Raw genomic sequence first — 16,748 nt, 5'->3', positions numbered from 1 at the left:
GCCGCAGGAGAACACCGGGCTGGGAGGGCTGTTGGTCATGGCCGTAGCGCAGCCCGAGCGGGGCGGGTTGCTGCCCGACCGCCCGGGCACCCTCCGCGGCACGCTCGCCACCACCGCCTGCATGGAGACGTTGCAGGTCGGCTATCTGCACGCGGTCGCCGCCGCGGCCGGCTGCTCGCTGTCCCAGCCCTTCCCCGACAACGGCATCGACTGGCACGTCAGCCATAGCGCGCCCGGGCACACCGTCGACGACGAGGTGACCGTCAAGGTGCAGCTGAAGGCCACCTACCAGGTCGCGCCCGACCCCCCGGGCCCCTTCTTCTCCTTCACCCTCGACAACGCCCACCTGCGCAAACTCGCCCGCACCCCGGTGTCGGTCCACAAGATCCTGGTGGTCATGCTCGTCCCGCGCTCCCCGGACGACTGGCTGCGCGCCGGCCACGAACGGCTCGAACTCAGACACTGCTGCTACTGGATCAACCTCGCCGGCCACCCCGTCACCGGCCGGCACCGGACCACTGTGCGGATACCGACCTCGCGCATCTTCGACGACCGGGCGCTGTGCGCGATCATGGCGCGGGTCGGGACGGGAGGCAGGCCATGAGGAACCGTCCCTCCGACGAGCCGCCGGTACGGCAGATCCTCGGCGAGCCGGTACGGCGGGTCCGGCCGGAACCCGGCGACATCCCCCGGGACCCCCCGCCGCGGCCCGCCGACGTCGACCCCGCCGTCCTCGGCGCCCTGCTGCACCGGCACGGCTGGCAGCGGCGCGGGGGAGCGGCCGGGCACTACGGCCGCTGGACCCCGCCCGGGCCGGGCGCCGCCGCGACCAGCCTGCTCGTACCGGAGAGCCGCGCCTTCCCGGACTGCGACGACCTGCTCGGCGAGGCCCTCGAAGCCCTCGCCCGCAGCGACACCCCGTCCGCCCGCGAGGTGCTGCTCTGCCTCGCCGTACCCAGCGACGAGATCCGCTGGTGGCGCGACACCCCGGCCGGGCCCGCCGGAGCCGCGCCCTGGACCGCCGACGCACATCTGCGCGGCGCCGCCCGCCGGATCCTGCTCGCCGCCGCACTCGCCACCCGCGCCCCCGCCGGCTACCACGGCGCCCGCCACCGCCGCTCCGCCGCCGCGCTGGTCGGGGACGTCCTCGTCGGCCCCGCCGCCGACGGCCACGCCCTCACCGCCTTCGTCCCCGTCCCCGCGGGACGCGCGCTCTCCGTCCGCCTCCACCAGGCCCTCCACGCCGCCCGCGAGGCCATCGACTACCAGCGGGCCACCGGCGGCATGGACGCCTTCGACGGCGCCGTCGAGGCCGGCGTCAGCCACGAGCTGACCGAGGCGCTCTCCGCTCTGGTGCGCGGCACCGAGGGCGCCCGCGTCGCCGTCGCCTGGGCCCCCGGCACCGGCGTCCCGGACGGCTGCGCCGCCTTCGCCGAACCCGTCGAGTTCTCACCCGGCGACCTGCCCGTGCTGCGCGAGGCCGCCGCCCGCTACCTCCGCGCGGAGCCCTCCGTCCCGGTCAGCGTCACCGGCGCCGTCGTCCGCATGCGCCGCTCCGGGCCCGGTGGCCAGGGCACCGTGCGCCTGCGCGTCCTCGCCGGCGCCGAGGTGCCGCACCTCCGCGTCACCCTGGACGAGGAGGACTACCGCGTCGCCGGCCACGCCCACCTCGTCGGACTCCCGGTGCGCGTGCACGGCCGGCTGGAGCGGCGGGGCGGCTTCCGGCGGCTCACCGGCGCCCGCGGGGTCGTCCCCGTACAGGTCGACGACGCCGAACGCGACCGGCTGCTGAAGTCCCTCCACGAGAACCTCGACTTCTTCGACGAGACCTGCGACGAGCCAGGTGAGGAGGCGTACGGGCAGGCCGACTGAAGGTAACCGTTTCGCGGTGGGTGCCATCGGGTCGGTACGATCGCCTGAGCGCGCGCTCCTCGTACGGCGCCGCACCCACCTTCAGTCAGGAGAGACCGGTGTCAGACGTCCGTGTGATCATCCAACGCGATTCCGAGCGGGAAGAACGCGTGGTGACGACGGGCACTACGGCTGCCGATCTCTTCGCGGGCGAGCGCTCCGTCATCGCCGCGCGCGTGGGCGGCGAGCTGAGGGACCTCGCGTGGGAGCTGTCCGACGGTGACGAGGTCGAGGGCGTCGAGATCTCGTCCGAGGACGGCCTGAACATCCTGCGCCACTCCACCGCGCACGTCATGGCGCAGGCCGTGCAGGAGCTGTTCCCCGAGGCCAAGCTGGGCATCGGCCCGCCCGTGAAGGACGGCTTCTACTACGACTTCGACGTCGAGAAGCCGTTCACGCCCGAGGATCTCAAGGCCGTCGAGAAGAAGATGCAGGAGATCCAGAAGCGCGGGCAGAAGTTCGCCCGCCGTGTCGTCACCGACGAGGCGGCCCGCGCGGAGCTGGCCTCCGAGCCGTACAAGCTGGAGCTGATCGGCCTCAAGGGCTCGGCGTCGCACGACGACGGCGCGGACGTCGAGGTCGGCGCCGGCGAGCTGACGATCTACGACAACCTGGACGCCAAGACCGGCGAGCTGTGCTGGAAGGACCTCTGCCGCGGTCCGCACCTGCCCTCGACCCGGCTGATCCCGGCGTTCAAGCTGATGCGCAACGCCGCCGCCTACTGGCGCGGCAGCGAGAAGAACCCGATGCTCCAGCGCATCTACGGCACCGCCTGGCCGTCCAAGGACGAGCTCAAGGCGCACCTGGAGTTCCTCGCCGAGGCCGAGAAGCGCGACCACCGCAAGCTCGGCAGCGAGCTGGACCTCTTCTCCATCCCCGAGCAGATCGGCTCCGGCCTCGCCGTCTTCCACCCCAGGGGCGGCATCGTCCGCCGGGTCATGGAGGACTACTCGCGCCGCCGCCACGAGGAGGAGGGCTACGAGTTCGTCTACACCCCGCACGCGACGAAGGGGAAGCTCTTCGAGACCTCGGGCCACCTGGACTGGTACGCCGACGGCATGTACCCGCCCATGCAGCTCGACGAGGGCGTGGACTACTACCTCAAGCCCATGAACTGCCCGATGCACAACCTGATCTTCGACGCGCGTGGCCGGTCGTACCGTGAACTGCCCCTGCGCTTCTTCGAGTTCGGGACCGTGTACCGGTACGAGAAGTCCGGTGTCGTGCACGGCCTCACCCGGGCCCGCGGCTTCACCCAGGACGACGCGCACATCTACTGCACCCGCGAGCAGATGTCCGGGGAACTGGACAGCACGCTCACCTTCGTGCTGAACCTGCTGCGCGACTACGGCCTGACCGACTTCTACCTGGAGCTGTCCACCAAGGACCCGGAGAAGTTCGTCGGCTCCGACGAGGCATGGGAAGAGGCGACCGAGACCCTGCGCCAGGTCGCCGAGAAGCAGGGCCTGCCCCTCGTGCCCGACCCCGGCGGCGCCGCCTTCTACGGCCCGAAGATCTCCGTGCAGGCCAAGGACGCGATCGGCCGCACCTGGCAGATGTCGACCATCCAGCTCGACTTCAACCTGCCCGAGCGGTTCAACCTGGAGTACACCGGCCCGGACGGCTCCAAGCAGCGTCCGGTCATGATCCACCGGGCCCTGTTCGGCAGCATCGAGCGGTTCTTCGCGGTGCTCCTGGAGCACTACGCGGGCGCCTTCCCGGCCTGGCTGGCCCCCGTCCAGGCGCTCGGCATCCCGGTCGGCGACGCGCACGTCGAGTACCTGGAGAAGTTCGCCGCCGCGGCCCGGAAGAAGGGTCTGCGGGTCGAGGTGGACTCCTCCTCGGACCGTATGCAGAAGAAGATCAGGACGGCCCAGAAGCAGAAGGTCCCGTTCATGGTCATCGTCGGTGACGAGGACATGAACGCCGGCACCGTGTCCTTCCGCTACCGGGACGGCTCGCAGGAGAACGGCATCCCGTTCGACGAAGCCATCGCCAAGATCGTGAAGGTCGTGGAGGAGCGGACCCAGGTCTGATCCGCCCGGGAGATCCCGGGAGTGAGCGTGACGCCGGCCGTCACGACCCGTCGCGGTCGTGACGGCCGCCGCCGTGTCCGGCGGGGGGCACCCGGCGTCACCGCGTCCCGGACCGGCGGGCCGACGGCGTTGCCGTGACGCACGGTGAGGTACTAGGGTCAGCCAGGTGACTGCCGGGTCGGCCAGAGGCCATGCACGAGCGGGGCACCCGGCCCCGGCGTGAGCACGAGGCGGGCGAGAGCCCCGCCGTTTCTCCGCGTCCCCTTCCCAGCGCCCGCACGCGGCGCTCCACAGCGGATCCAAGACCGGAGACACCCTCGCATGACACCTGATCAGCAGCGCCACGCCCCCGGATCAGCGGCCACCGTCCAGCTGAACCACACCGCCGTCTACGCCACGGACCGACAGCTGTCGGCCGGCTTCGTGGCGGCGATACTGGGGCTGGAGGCCGGTGCCCCCTTCGGGCCGTTCCTCCCCGTCGACCTGGGCAACGGCGTGACGCTCGACTACTACGAGAAACGCGATGAGCCGATCCAGTCGCAGCACTACGCGTTCCTCGTGCCCGACGACCGGTTCGACGCCGTGATCGCCCGCCTGGAGACGGCCGGGGTCACCTATTACGCCGACCCCCACCACACCGAACCCGGCCGGGTCAACCGTCTGTTCGGCGGTCGGGGCGCCTACTTCGACGACCCGGACGGCCACAACATGGAGATCATGACCCGCCCCTACGTACGGCCGTAGCAGCCGTCGGGCCTCTTCCCCAGCAGACACGGACGGCCCCCGCAGGGATCACCTCCGCGGGGGTCGTTCATCGCTCTCCCGGGAGAACGTCTGCATCAGCCAGGACGAGAACGAACCCGTCACCGCGCCGAGCAGGCCCAGCCCGCAGGCCATCATCCCGGTCGCGATCACCCGGCCGAGCGGGGTCACCGGGGTGATGTCGCCGTAGCCGACCGTGCTGAGGGTCGAGGCGGCCCACCACACCGCGTCCCCGAAGGTGCGCATATCGCTGCCCGGTGCTCCGCGTTCCTGCTGGTAGACCGCGAGGGCGCCGGAGAGGCCGAGCAGCAGCGTGGACAGGCTCGCGTAAGCGATCACCCGCGCGTACAGGGACAGCCGGGGATCTCCCTGCCGGCGCTGGATGGCGTCGTACAGCGGGACGATCCGCAGCGGGCGCAGCAACGGCAGCAGCACCACGGCCGTGTGCAGCAGATGCGTGGTGGCGAAGCGCAGGAAGCGCTGTCCGCCGAGCCGCCAGCGCACCGCGTAGTCGAGGGCGAACAGCACCCACAGGGCGAGCATCACCGCCCCGCACAGGTTGCGCCAGCCCCAGGGCAGGCTCACGGCCAGGACCCGGGTGGCATAGGCGGCCATGAAGACCAGGGACGCCAGGAACAGGGGGATCTCGGTGCGCTGCTCCCAGCGAACCGCGGGGCTGTCGTCGTCCACCGGCCAAGCTTCGCCGGAGACCACTGCCGGGGTCCCCCGGCGACACGCCGGGATCGGGCGAAGCCATATGCTGCCTAGCATGACGAGTGAGCCGGAACAGCAGATCGGAGTGGGGACGCAGGACGCGTTCCAGCGCCTGTGGACGCCCCACCGGATGGCCTACATCCAGGGCGAGAACAAGCCGAGCGGTCCGGGGGCCGACGACGGCTGTCCCTTCTGCTCCATCCCGGCGAAGTCGGACGAGGACGGGCTCGTCGTCCGGCGCGGAGAGCACGTGTACGCCGTCCTCAACCTGTACCCCTACACCGGCGGTCACCTGATGACCGTGCCGTACCGGCACGTGGCCGACTACACCGACCTGACCCCGGCGGAGACCGTCGAGCTGGCGGAGCTGACCAAGCAGGCGATGACGGCTCTGCGCGCGGCGTCCGGTGCGCACGGGTTCAACATCGGCATGAACCAGGGCGCGGTGGCGGGCGCCGGTATCGCGGCCCATCTGCACCAGCACATCGTCCCCCGCTGGGGCGGCGACACCAACTTCATGCCGGTCGTGGGCCACACCAGGGTGCTGCCGCAGCTGCTGGCCGACACCCGCGGGATGCTCGCGGAGGCGTGGCCGGCCGGCTGATCCGCCGGGGCCCGCCGGACCGGCGCGGGCCTACGCGTCGTACAGGTCGGCCTTCCGGGGCGTCGGGTCCTGGACGTTGCCGCTGAGGAACGCCGAGCGGGCGCCGAACTTCTCCGTGTCCACGCCGTTCTCCCGCAGCACCTTGATCGCGGCCGAGTGCACCACCCGCAGCACCGGTGTAGCCGCGCGCAGGGCGTCGTCGGCCATGAAGCGGTGGCGCCAGGGCTGGTCGGCCCAGGCGTGCCGCAGCCCGAACGGCTCGGGCAGGCCGAGGGAGCCGCCGAGCCAGTTGAGCAGCGGCGGGTACCACGTCAGCGGGGCGCGCACGGCGAGCCGGACGACCTCGTCGGTGCCGACCAGGGGCAGCTTGACCGTGCGGGTCTCCCAGGGCTTGAAGGACTTGGTGACCTCCTTGGCCGGCGCCTCGGGTTTCGTGGTGAACAGGGAGTTCACCGGCCCCAGCGCATGACCCGTGACCTCGATGCGCAGCGTCTCGTGCAGCACGGTGACGGTGATCAGCATCGTGATGACCAGCTGTCCGTCCCACAGCGTCCACTGCACGCCCAGATAGTGCCGGTCACCGCTGCCGAACTGCTGCTTGTTGCAGATGTCCTGTATGGCGTGCGGTTTGATCTGGAAGGCCTCGACGTCGGTGCCCTCGGGGCGGGAGACGGCCGTGGCCTTCTCACCGATCGGGGTGACGATCCAGTGCCGTATCGACGGCTTCGGGAAGCCGCCGGTGTTCAGCGGGCCGCGCTCCAGGAGGGCCAGCTGGTCGTGGATCGCGCGTATCACGTCCCAGCTGCGGAACGGGTGGATCTCCCGGGTGGGGTCGGCGGGCACGAGGTCCTCGGCGAGCTGCCACGAGCCCCAGCGGGTGCCCATGCCCAGTATGCCCTTGGGGCCGGCGTAGAAGACGGAGTTGGACCGCTGTTCCGCCCGGAGCCGGGCCAGGGACTGCCGCAGATCCTCGGCGGCGGTCTGGCCGGGGGCGCGGGGCACGGCCTCCGGGACCTTGGCGCCGACACTGCTGCCGGACAGCAGTCCCGCCCAGCGGCCCCGCAGGTCCTGGGCGGTGCGCTCGCAGATCTGCTTGGCCCAGAACCAGCCCAGCACGGGCACGACGACCGTCGCGCGGGCGTACCACGCCCAGAAGCCGGAGAACGGCATCTTGATCAGGAACAGCGCGGCGAGTATGCCGACGCCCAGCAGCAGCACGGTGCCCAGCGCCCCGGCCCGCCGGTCGTCGCGCCGGACGACGAGGCCGCGCAGCTGGAAGACGAGCAGCCAGCAGAGCATCCCCGGCAGGAAGAGCAGGCCGCACACGACGGTGACGACGGTGAGCCGGTTGTCGCGCTCCCGGCGGATGTTGTTGGCGGCGAGGGCGTGTTCCACGACGAACTGGGGCTCGGAGCCGAAGGACTGGATGAGCGGCTTGCGGCCGGGAGCGAGCATCCGGTCGACCACGGCACGCGAGAACGCCTCACCGAGATTCGGCCGGAACATCTTCATCCTGCCGGCCTTCACGGCCGACTGGTGCCATTCGTTGTCGGCCTTCTTGATCTCCTCGACCGGGCTGTCCCGGTACGCCGCGGACGCCAGCGCGGAGGTCGCCGCCTGCCCCTCGTCGCCCGAGACGGGCACCTGGGGCCCGTCCCACTCCGTTCCAAACGACATTCCCGCCCCCATCGCCGCCGGTGTCGCTCCTGCGGCCTTCCCGACTTCCCTGCCCCGCACACCTGTTGGACGGCTCGTCCTGCCGGTACCGGACGAATGCCGGACGGCCGCGGCACGACGCGCTCCGGTGATCAGCGTATCCGCCGGCACCGACAGCCCGCGGGCGGACGGCCGAAGCCGCCCGCCCGCACATCCGCGCCGGTACCCCCTCGCCCGCCGGACTACCCGTCGTCCCCCGCCTGTTCGCGGATGCGCTCGGCGATCTGCGGCGGCATCGGCTCGTGCCGGGCGTAGTTCCGGTCGAAGCGGGCCGTGCCGTGGGAGAGCGAGCGCAGGTCGACCGCGTACCGGCCGATCTCGAACTCCGGCACCTCGGCGCGGATGAGGGTCCGCCCCGAGCCGACCTGTTCGGTGCCCAGCAGCCGGCCGCGCCGGCCGGACAGGTCGCTCATCACGGCGCCCACGTAGTCGTCGCCGACCAGCACGGTGACCTCGGCGACCGGCTCCAGCAGATGGATCCGCGCCTCGGCCGCGGCCTCCCGCAGGGCGAGCGCGCCCGCCGTCTGGAACGCGGCGTCGGAGGAGTCCACCGAGTGCGCCTTGCCGTCCACCAGCGTGACCCGCACGTCGACGAGCGGATAACCGGCGGCGACGCCCCTGGCGGCCTGCGCCCGCACGCCCTTCTCGACGGACGGGACGAACTGCCGGGGCACCGCGCCGCCGACGACCTTGTCCACGAACTCGATGCCCGAACCGCCAGGCAGCGGCTCCACCTCGATCTCGCAGATCGCGAACTGGCCGTGCCCGCCGGACTGCTTGACGTGCCGGCCCCGCCCGGCGGCCCGGTCCGCGAACGTCTCGCGCAGGGACACCCGGTGCGGTACGACGTCGACCTGGACGCCGTAGCGGCTGCGCAGCCGTTCCAGGGCGACGTCGGCGTGGGCCTCGCCCAGGCACCACAGGACGATCTGGTGGGTGTCCTGGTCGTGCTCCAGGCGCATGGTCGGGTCCTCGGCCACCAGCCGGGCCAGGCCCTGGGAGAGCTTGTCCTCGTCGGCCTTGCTGTGCGCCTGGATGGCGAGCGGCAGCAGCGGGTCCGGCATCTGCCAGGGCTCCATCAGCAGCGGATCGTCCTTGCCGGAGAGCGTGTCGCCGGTCTCGGCGCGGCCGAGCCTGGCCACGCACACCAGGTCGCCGGCGACGGCATGGGTCACCGGGCGCTGCTGCCGGCCGAAGGGCATGGACAGGGCGCCGGTCTTCTCGTCGACGTCGTGGTCCTCGTGGCCGCGGTCGGCGAGGCCGTGCCCGGAGACGTGCACGGGCTGGTCGGGACGCAGGGTGCCCGAGAAGACGCGGACCAGCGAGATCCGGCCGACGTAGGGGTCGGAGGAGGTCTTGACGACCTCGGCGACCAGCGGGCCGTCCGTGTCGCACGGTTTCAGCTCGCGCGGCTCCCCGTCGACGGTGGTGACGCCGGGCAGGGGGTGTTCGAACGGGGTCGGGAAGCCGCCGGTGATCAGCTGGAGCAACTCGACCGTGCCGAGACCCTGCCGGGCGCCCTCGGCCGCGGGGGCGGCGGCCAGGACCGGGAAGAAGCTGCCGCGGGCGACGGCCCGCTCCAGGTCCTCGATCAGGGTCTTGGTGTCGATCTGCTCGCCGCCCAGATAGCGGTCCATGAGGGTCTCGTCCTCGCTCTCCGAGATGATCCCCTCGATGAGCCGGTTGCGGGCCTCCTCGATGTCCGGCAGCTGGTCCTCGCCGGGCTCGGACTCCTTGCGCTCCCCGGACGCGTAGTCGAACAGCTTCTTCGACAGCAGCCCGACCAGTCCCGTCACGGACGCGTGCCCGTCGGGGCTCTCGGGGCCGCGCAGCGGCAGGTACAGGGGCAGTACGGCGTCGGGATCGTCGCCGCCGAAGGCCTCCGCGCAGATCCGGGTCATCTCCTCGAAGTCCGCGCGCGCGGCCTCCAGATGCGTCACCACGATCGCGCGGGGCATGCCGACGGCCGCGCACTCCTCCCACACCATCCGGGTCGTGCCGTCGACGCCGTCCGAGGCCGAGACGACGAAGAGGGCCGCGTCCGCGGCGCGCAGACCGGCCCGCAGCTCCCCGACGAAGTCGGCGTACCCGGGGGTGTCCAGCAGGTTCACCTTGATGCCGTCCCAGGCGACCGGCACCAGGGAGAGCTGGACCGAGCGCTGCTGGCGGTGCTCGATGTCGTCGTAGTCGGAGACGGTGCCGCCGTCCTCCACGCGGCCCGCCCGGTTAACCGCCCCCGCGGTCAGTGCGAGGGCCTCCACCAGGGTCGTCTTGCCCGAGCCCGAGTGGCCGACCAGCACCACGTTCCGTACGGACGCGGGCCGGTCGGCCGCCAGAGCCCTGCCGGCGGCCCCGGGGTGGTGTGTCTGTGCCTTGTCGCCCATGATCCTGCCTCCCGTGCACGGTGAGGTCACTGTGGGCGCGGACGTGCCGCATCCGCGTGCTGGGGCGGTTGTGACGACGCCCGCGGTCATTCGAGCTTTCCACTCCCGTCACGCCGCGTCCATACGAAGGGCTACGAAGGGTGCGTACGGGACATCGATCGCGTCACGAACGCCCCGCGCACCGTGGCGTACACCGCTTCCCGGCGCGGCAGCGGGTGCCCGCCCGCCACGCGCGCGCGTGCCTGGCTACGATGGGCCAGCCGGCGGCCACCAGGGGCCGCGGCGACACCGACCGTCGGGAAGGCCATGCTGAACAAGTACGCGCGTGCATTTTTCACGCGTGTCCTCACACCGTTCGCCGCGTTTCTCATCCGCCGGGGCGTGAGCCCCGACACGGTCACACTCCTCGGCACGGCCGGTGTGGTCGCGGGCGCGCTGGTCTTCTACCCCCGGGGCGAGTTCTTCTGGGGCACGGTCGTGATCACCCTGTTCGTCTTCTCCGACCTGGTCGACGGCAACATGGCCCGTCAGCTGGGCCGTTCCAGCCGCTGGGGCGCCTTCCTGGACTCCACCCTGGACCGGGTCGCCGACGGCGCGATCTTCGGCGGGTTCGCGCTCTGGTACGCGGGCCACGGCGACGACAACATGCTGTGCGCGGTGTCGATCTTCTGCCTGGCCAGCGGACAGGTCGTGTCGTACACCAAGGCGCGCGGCGAGTCGATCGGGCTGCCGGTCGCCGTCAACGGGCTCGTCGAGCGCGCCGAGCGGCTGGTGATCTCGCTGGTCGCGGCCGGTTTCGCGGGCCTGCACAAGTTCGGCGTGCCGGGCATCCAGTGGCTGCTGCCGATCGCCCTGTGGGTCGTCGCCGTCGGCAGCCTCGTCACGCTGGTCCAGCGGGTCGTCACCGTGCGCCGCGAGTCCGCCGAGGCGGAGGCGGCGGCTCGGCCGACCGCCGGCGAGGCGGCGCAGTGAGCGGCGCCGACCGGCTCACCGACGCCCTGTACGGCGCCGGCTGGGGCACCGTCAAGAAGCTCCCCGAGCCCGTCGCGGCGCGCCTGGGCCGGACCATCGCCGACCTCGCCTGGAAACGGCGCGGCAAGGGCGTACAGCGCCTGGAGTCCAACTACGCGCGCGTGGTGCCCGGCGCGAGCCCCGAGCGGCTCGCCGAACTGTCCCGCGCGGGCATGCGGTCCTACCTGCGCTACTGGATGGAGTCCTTCCGGCTGCCGGCCTGGAGCGCCGAGCGGGTCAGGTCGGGCTTCGAGCCCAAGGACCTGCACCACCTGACCGACGGCCTGGCCGCCGGCCGGGGCGTCGTCCTCGCGCTGCCGCACCTGGCCAACTGGGACCTGGCCGGCGCCTGGGTCACCACCGCCCTTGGGACGCCGTTCACGACGGTCGCCGAACGCCTCAAGCCCGAGACGCTCTACGACCGCTTCGTCGCCTACCGCGAGGGCCTCGGCATGGAGGTCCTGCCGCACAGCGGCGGCTCCGCCTTCGGCACCCTGGCCCGCAGGCTGCGCGACGGCGGTCTGGTCTGCCTGGTCGCCGACCGCGACCTGTCCGCCTCCGGTGTCGAGGTCGACTTCTTCGGCGAGCGGGCCCGGATGCCCGCGGGCCCCGCCCTGCTCGCCCAGCAGACGGGCGCGCTGTTGCTGCCCGTCACCCTCTGGTACGACGACTCGCCTGTCATGCGGGGCCAGGTGCATCCGCCCGTCGAGGTTCCCGCGTCCGGCACGCGCACCGAGAGGACGGCCGTCATGACGCAGGCGCTGGCCGACGCCTTCGCCGGCGGGATCGCCGACCACCCCGAGGACTGGCACATGCTCCAGCGCCTGTGGCTCGCCGACCTCGACCCCTCGAAGGGACCCGCGTGAGAATCGGGATCGTCTGCCCGTACTCCTGGGACGTGCCCGGTGGCGTCCAGTTCCACATCCGCGACCTCGCCGAGTACTTCCTCCGCCTCGGCCACGAGGTGTCCGTCCTCGCCCCGGCCGACGACGACACCCCGCTGCCGCACTACGTCGTCTCCGCCGGCCGCGCCGTCCCGGTGCCGTACAACGGCTCGGTCGCCCGGCTGAACTTCGGGTTCCTGTCGGCCGCGCGGGTGCGGCGCTGGCTGCACGAGGGCAAGTTCGACGTGGTCCACATCCACGAGCCGACCTCGCCCTCGCTCGGCCTGCTGACCTGCTGGGCGGCGTCCGGCCCGATCGTGGCCACCTTCCACACCTCCAACCCGCGCTCCCGCGCGATGATCGCCGCCTACGCGATCCTCCAGGCCGCCCTGGAGAAGATCAGCGCGCGGATCGCGGTGAGCGAGTACGCCCGCCGCACCCTCGTCGAGCACCTGGGCGGGGACGCGGTGGTCATCCCCAACGGCGTCGACGTCGACTTCTTCGCCAAGGCCGACCCCGACCCGCGGTGGCAGGGCGACACCATCGGCTTCATCGGCCGCATCGACGAGCCCCGCAAGGGCCTGCCGGTGCTGATGAAGGCCCTGCCGGACATCGTGGCGGCCCGGCCGGGCACGCGGCTGCTGGTGGCGGGCCGGGGCGACGAGGAGGCGGCCGTCGAGGACCTGCCCGAGGAACTGCGCTCGCGCGTCGAGTTCCTCGGCATGATCAGCGACGAGGACAAGGCACGCCTCCTGCGCAGCGTCGACCTGTACGTCGCGCCCAACACCGGCGGCGAGAGCTTCGGCATCATCCTCGTCGAGGCGATGTCCGCGGGCGCCCCCGTCCTCGCCTCCGACCTGGACGCCTTCGTACAGGTTCTCGACCAGGGCGAGGCCGGCGAGGTCTTCGCCAACGAGAACGCGACCGCGCTGGCGGAGGCGGCCGTACGGCTGCTGGCGGACCCGGCGCGCCGGGCACTGCTGCGCGAGCGCGGCAGTGCCCACGTGCGGCGGTTCGACTGGTCCACGGTCGGCGCGGACATCCTGTCCGTCTACGAGACGGTGACGGCCGGCGCGGCGGCGGTCGCCGCGGACGAGCGGACGACGGGCCTGCGGGCCCGCTTCGGCCTGACCCGCGACGGGAGCGGCAACACCCGCGAACAGCCGACCGCTCCGGGGCTCAGGGACTGAGACGGGGCGATGCACCCGGGCTCGGTGACCGGGCAGGCGGGCGATGCTCCCGGGTTCCGGGACCGAACCAGGGGCGCGCGGAGCGGCACCGGCCTGCCGCCGACCTCGGGCTGAGGCACGCCGGTACGGGTCGGCCGACGGCGCTCGGGCTGCGGTGCGGCGGGCTGTGGGAAGTGAAGCGGGAGCGGTCGGTGCGGTAGGTGGATGGCCAGTGGCTTCCGGCTGGGGCGCGCCGGTATGGGTCGGGCTGCGGCGCTCGTGCTGCGGTGCGGCGGGCTGCGGAAGTGAAGCCCGGTCGACCGGATCGGTAGGCGGATCGCCGGTGGGTTCGTGGGGGTCGGCCGACGGGTCTTCGAACGGCGGACGCCGGGGCCGGAGGCAGCGGTGCCGGGGGTCAGCGGCGGACCGCGCCGGGTTCCGGCCCGGTGGGGCGGCCGGCAGCCCCCGGGCGCCGGGCGGGCGGACGCCCGGAGTGCGGCGGAGGAGTTCCGGAGCAGCCGATAGCCTTCCGCCGTGACCGTAACCCTCATCTGGATCCTCCTCGCGCTCGTCGCCGTCGGCGTGTACCTGAGCTGGACGGCAGGACGGCTCGACCGGCTGCACGTGCGGATGGACGCCGCCCGGGCCGCCCTCGACGCCGAGCTGCTGCGGCGGGCCTCCGTGGCGCAGGAACTGGCCACCTCGGGCGTCCTGGACCCGGCGGCCTCGATCGTGTTGTACGAGGCGGCGCACGCCGCCCGGCAGGCCGAGGAGGAGCACCGGGAGGTCGCCGAGAGCGAGCTGAGCCAGGCACTGCGCGCGGTCTTCGCGCATCCGGCGCAGGTGGAGGCCGTACGGGAGGCGCCGGGCGGCGAGGAGGCGGCCCGGGAGCTGGCCGAGGCCGTCCGCCGGGTGCCGATGGCCCGCCGCTTCCACAACGACGGCGTCGGAGCGGCGCGCAGGCTGCGGGAACACCGTAAGGTGCGCTGGTTCCGGCTGGCCGGCCACGCCCCGTTCCCGCTGGCCGTCGAGATGGACGACGAGCCGCCCGCGGCCCTGGTGGAACGGATTCCTGACCGCCCGCCGACGGCCCGGTGAACCCAAAACGATCCACCGGCTTGCCATTGGCCCTTGCTGTGGACTGGTCCGCTCGCGTTTCCTCAGCGGTGCAGAAGCCTTCTTTCCCATCAGTGAGGTCACCCGTGTCCACCATCGACAACCAGGCTCCCGAGACCGGCACCGCGCGCGTGAAGCGCGGCATGGCCGAACAGCTCAAGGGCGGCGTCATCATGGACGTCGTCACGCCGGAGCAGGCGAAGATCGCCGAGGACGCGGGCGCCGTCGCGGTCATGGCCCTGGAGCGGGTCCCCGCGGACATCCGCAAGGACGGCGGCGTGGCCCGCATGTCCGACCCGGACATGATCGAGGGCATCATCGACGCCGTCTCGATCCCGGTCATGGCCAAGTCCCGCATCGGCCACTTCGTCGAGGCCCAGGTGCTCCAGTCCCTCGGCGTCGACTACATCGACGAGTCCGAGGTGCTGACCCCGGCCGACGAGGTCAACCACTCCGACAAGTGGTCGTTCACCACCCCCTTCGTGTGCGGTGCGACCAACCTGGGCGAGGCCCTGCGCCGCATCGCCGAGGGCGCCGCGATGATCCGCTCCAAGGGCGAGGCCGGCACCGGCAACGTCGTCGAGGCCGTCCGCCACCTGCGCCAGATCAAGAACGAGATCGCCCGGCTGCGCGGCTACGACAACCACGAGCTGTACGCGGCGGCCAAGGAGCTGCGCGCCCCGTACGAGCTGGTCAAGGAGGTCGCCGAGCTGGGCAAGCTCCCGGTGGTCCTCTTCTCCGCCGGCGGTGTCGCCACCCCGGCCGACGCCGCTCTGATGCGCCAGCTCGGTGCCGAGGGCGTGTTCGTCGGCTCCGGCATCTTCAAGTCGGGCGACCCGGCCAAGCGCGCCGCCGCCATCGTGAAGGCCACCACCTTCTACGACGACCCGAAGATCATCGCGGACGCGTCCCGCAACCTGGGCGAGGCCATGGTCGGCATCAACTGCGACACCCTCCCCGAGACCGAGCGCTACGCGAACCGCGGCTGGTAAGGCACGGAACACATGAACACCCCCGTCATAGGCGTCCTGGCCCTCCAGGGCGACGTACGGGAGCACCTCATCGCCCTGGCCGCGGCGGACGCCGTGGCCAGGCCGGTGCGGCGCCCCGAGGAACTCGCCGAGGTCGACGGCCTCGTGCTGCCCGGCGGCGAGTCCACCACCATCTCCAAGCTGGCCGTCCTCTTCGGAGTGATGGAGCCGCTCCGCGCGCGCGTGCGCGCCGGCCTGCCCGTCTACGGCACCTGCGCCGGCATGATCCTGCTCGCCGACAAGATCCTCGACCCGCGCTCGGGCCAGGAGACCATCGGCGGCATCGACATGATCGTGCGCCGCAACGCCTTCGGGCGGCAGAACGAGTCGTTCGAGGCCGCGGTCGACGTACGGGGCGTCGCGGGCGATCCTGTGGAGGGCGTCTTCATCCGCGCCCCCTGGGTGGAGTCCGTGGGCGCCGGTGCCGAGGTGCTCGCCGAGCACGAGGGCCACATCGTCGCGGTGCGCCAGGGCAACGTGCTCGCCACTTCCTTCCACCCGGAGCTGACCGGCGACCACCGGGTGCACTCCCTGTTCGTCGACATGGTGCGCGCCGTTCGGACACCGGAGTCCTTGTAGGATCTCTGCCGTTCGTACAGAGATGGGTTACGCGAAGGAGACAGGCAGATGTCCGGCCACTCTAAATGGGCCACGACGAAGCACAAGAAGGCCGTGATCGACGCCAAGCGCGGCAAGCTCTTCGCGAAGCTGATCAAGAACATCGAGGTCGCCTCGCGGACGGGCGGCGGCGACCCGGACGGTAACCCGACGCTGTACGACGCCATCCAGAAGGCGAAGAAGTCGTCGGTCCCGAACAAGAACATCGACTCCGCGGTCAAGCGCGGCGCGGGTCTCGAAGCGGGCGGCGCCGACTACGAGACGATCATGTACGAGGGCTACGGTCCCAACGGGGTCGCGGTGCTCATCGAGTGCCTCACCGACAACCGCAACCGCGCCGCCTCCGAGGTCCGCGTCGCCATGACCCGCAACGGCGGCTCCATGGCGGACCCGGGTTCGGTGTCGTACCTGTTCAACCGCAAGGGCGTGGTGATCGTCCCCAAGGGTGAGCTGTCCGAGGACGACGTGCTCGGCGCGGTGCTCGACGCCGGCGCCGAGGAGGTCAACGACCTCGGCGACACCTTCGAGGTCATCAGCGAGGCCACCGACATGGTCGCGGTCCGCACCGCCCTCCAGGACGCCGGCATCGACTACGACTCCGCCGAGGCCAACTTCGTCCCCACCATGCAGATCGAGCTGGACGAGGACGGCGCGCGGAAGATCTTCAAGCTGATCGACGCGCTGGAGGACAGCGACGACGTGCAGAACGTCTTCGCCAACTTCGACGTGAGCGACGAGATCATGGAGAAGGTCGACGCGTAACGCGCACGGCTGATCACGGGCCGACGGGTA

The 16,748-nt window shown here is 72.0% G+C and carries 14 protein-coding genes and 1 pseudogene; 12 read left to right on the top strand and 3 right to left on the bottom strand.

The annotated features are described in order from the left end of the window. Positions 1-37 precede the first annotated feature (37 nt). The 4 genes from AB0F03_RS08265 (at position 38) to AB0F03_RS08250 (ending at position 4,691) form a co-directional block, all read left to right on the top strand. Entirely contained in the window at positions 38-604 is a 567-nt protein-coding gene (locus AB0F03_RS08265) for a DUF4365 domain-containing protein (protein WP_356824631.1), read from the top strand. Beyond that, positions 601-1,872 (top strand): hypothetical protein, encoded by a 1,272-nt coding sequence (locus AB0F03_RS08260; protein ID WP_361987748.1) that lies wholly within the window; start codon positions 601-603, stop codon positions 1,870-1,872. Before AB0F03_RS08265 ends, AB0F03_RS08260 begins: the two co-directional genes overlap by 4 nt. A 98-nt stretch (positions 1,873-1,970) precedes the next feature. Next, a complete protein-coding gene (thrS, locus tag AB0F03_RS08255; protein WP_361987746.1) occupies positions 1,971-3,947 on the top strand; it encodes a threonine--tRNA ligase in 1,977 nt (658 codons plus the stop codon). Positions 3,948-4,268: 321 nt separating this feature from the next. Further along, positions 4,269-4,691 carry a VOC family protein gene (locus tag AB0F03_RS08250; RefSeq protein WP_361987744.1) on the top strand — a complete coding sequence of 141 codons (423 nt, stop codon included), beginning with the start codon at positions 4,269-4,271 and terminating at the stop codon, positions 4,689-4,691. 48 nt (positions 4,692-4,739) lie between these two features. On the opposite strand, the gene AB0F03_RS08245 is transcribed toward AB0F03_RS08250, so the two are convergent. Then, positions 4,740-5,399, bottom strand: coding sequence for a potassium channel family protein (locus AB0F03_RS08245; RefSeq protein WP_361987742.1), 660 nt, complete (start codon positions 5,397-5,399; stop codon positions 4,740-4,742). Between the two features lie 67 nt (positions 5,400-5,466). On the opposite strand from AB0F03_RS08245, the gene AB0F03_RS08240 reads away from it, so the two are divergent. Further along, positions 5,467-6,027, top strand: coding sequence for an HIT domain-containing protein (locus AB0F03_RS08240; protein ID WP_361987740.1), 561 nt, complete (start codon positions 5,467-5,469; stop codon positions 6,025-6,027). Between the two features lie 30 nt (positions 6,028-6,057). On the opposite strand, the gene AB0F03_RS08235 is transcribed toward AB0F03_RS08240, so the two are convergent. Together AB0F03_RS08235 and AB0F03_RS08230 are read right to left on the bottom strand one after the other, a co-directional pair. Then, a complete protein-coding gene (locus AB0F03_RS08235; RefSeq protein ID WP_361987739.1) occupies positions 6,058-7,704 on the bottom strand; it encodes a hypothetical protein in 1,647 nt (548 codons plus the stop codon). A 221-nt stretch (positions 7,705-7,925) separates the two neighbouring features. Then, a complete protein-coding gene (locus AB0F03_RS08230) occupies positions 7,926-10,127 on the bottom strand; it encodes an elongation factor G-like protein EF-G2 (RefSeq protein ID WP_361987737.1) in 2,202 nt (733 codons plus the stop codon). Positions 10,128-10,378: 251 nt separating this feature from the next. Here AB0F03_RS08230 and pgsA point away from each other — a divergent pair. From pgsA to AB0F03_RS08195, 7 genes and pseudogenes are all read left to right on the top strand, one after another. Next, positions 10,379-11,099: pseudogene (pgsA, locus tag AB0F03_RS08225) on the top strand (phosphatidylinositol phosphate synthase). Further along, complete coding sequence (locus tag AB0F03_RS08220) at positions 11,096-12,004, top strand: phosphatidylinositol mannoside acyltransferase (protein WP_361987735.1); 909 nt, start codon at positions 11,096-11,098, stop codon at positions 12,002-12,004. The pseudogene pgsA and the gene AB0F03_RS08220 overlap by 4 nt, the downstream one beginning before the upstream one ends. Then, complete coding sequence (locus AB0F03_RS08215) at positions 12,001-13,212, top strand: glycosyltransferase family 4 protein (protein ID WP_361987733.1); 1,212 nt, start codon at positions 12,001-12,003, stop codon at positions 13,210-13,212. Before AB0F03_RS08220 ends, AB0F03_RS08215 begins: the two co-directional genes overlap by 4 nt. A gap of 513 nt (positions 13,213-13,725) precedes the next feature. Continuing rightward, positions 13,726-14,289, top strand: a complete 564-nt coding sequence (locus AB0F03_RS08210; RefSeq protein ID WP_361987731.1) for a hypothetical protein — start codon at positions 13,726-13,728, stop codon at positions 14,287-14,289. A 104-nt stretch (positions 14,290-14,393) separates the two neighbouring features. Beyond that, positions 14,394-15,299 carry a pyridoxal 5'-phosphate synthase lyase subunit PdxS gene (gene pdxS / locus AB0F03_RS08205; RefSeq protein WP_361987729.1) on the top strand — a complete coding sequence of 302 codons (906 nt, stop codon included), beginning with the start codon at positions 14,394-14,396 and terminating at the stop codon, positions 15,297-15,299. A gap of 12 nt (positions 15,300-15,311) precedes the next feature. Next, positions 15,312-15,917, top strand: coding sequence for a pyridoxal 5'-phosphate synthase glutaminase subunit PdxT (pdxT, locus tag AB0F03_RS08200; protein ID WP_361987727.1), 606 nt, complete (start codon positions 15,312-15,314; stop codon positions 15,915-15,917). A 48-nt stretch (positions 15,918-15,965) separates the two neighbouring features. Continuing rightward, positions 15,966-16,718 (top strand): YebC/PmpR family DNA-binding transcriptional regulator, encoded by a 753-nt coding sequence (locus AB0F03_RS08195; RefSeq protein ID WP_361987725.1) that lies wholly within the window; start codon positions 15,966-15,968, stop codon positions 16,716-16,718. Positions 16,719-16,748: the final 30 nt, after the last annotated feature.

Source organism: Streptomyces sp. NPDC028722 (genome assembly GCF_040637655.1).
Taxonomy (GTDB): Bacteria; Actinomycetota; Actinomycetes; order Streptomycetales; family Streptomycetaceae; genus Streptomyces.
The sequence above is the reverse complement of the archived record's forward strand: the minus strand, read 5'-3'. Positions and strand labels throughout refer to the sequence as shown.

Coding starts and splice junctions, on each gene's coding strand:
- AB0F03_RS08230 (WP_361987737.1), bottom strand. CDS start 10,127: ATGGGCGACAAGGCACAGACACACCACCCCGGGGCCGCCGGCAGGGCT.
- AB0F03_RS08240 (WP_361987740.1), top strand. CDS start 5,467: ATGCTGCCTAGCATGACGAGTGAGCCGGAACAGCAGATCGGAGTGGGG.
- AB0F03_RS08235 (WP_361987739.1), bottom strand. CDS start 7,704: ATGTCGTTTGGAACGGAGTGGGACGGGCCCCAGGTGCCCGTCTCGGGC.
- AB0F03_RS08195 (WP_361987725.1), top strand. CDS start 15,966: ATGTCCGGCCACTCTAAATGGGCCACGACGAAGCACAAGAAGGCCGTG.
- pdxT (WP_361987727.1), top strand. CDS start 15,312: ATGAACACCCCCGTCATAGGCGTCCTGGCCCTCCAGGGCGACGTACGG.
- AB0F03_RS08250 (WP_361987744.1), top strand. CDS start 4,269: ATGACACCTGATCAGCAGCGCCACGCCCCCGGATCAGCGGCCACCGTC.
- AB0F03_RS08265 (WP_356824631.1), top strand. CDS start 38: ATGGCCGTAGCGCAGCCCGAGCGGGGCGGGTTGCTGCCCGACCGCCCG.
- AB0F03_RS08260 (WP_361987748.1), top strand. CDS start 601: ATGAGGAACCGTCCCTCCGACGAGCCGCCGGTACGGCAGATCCTCGGC.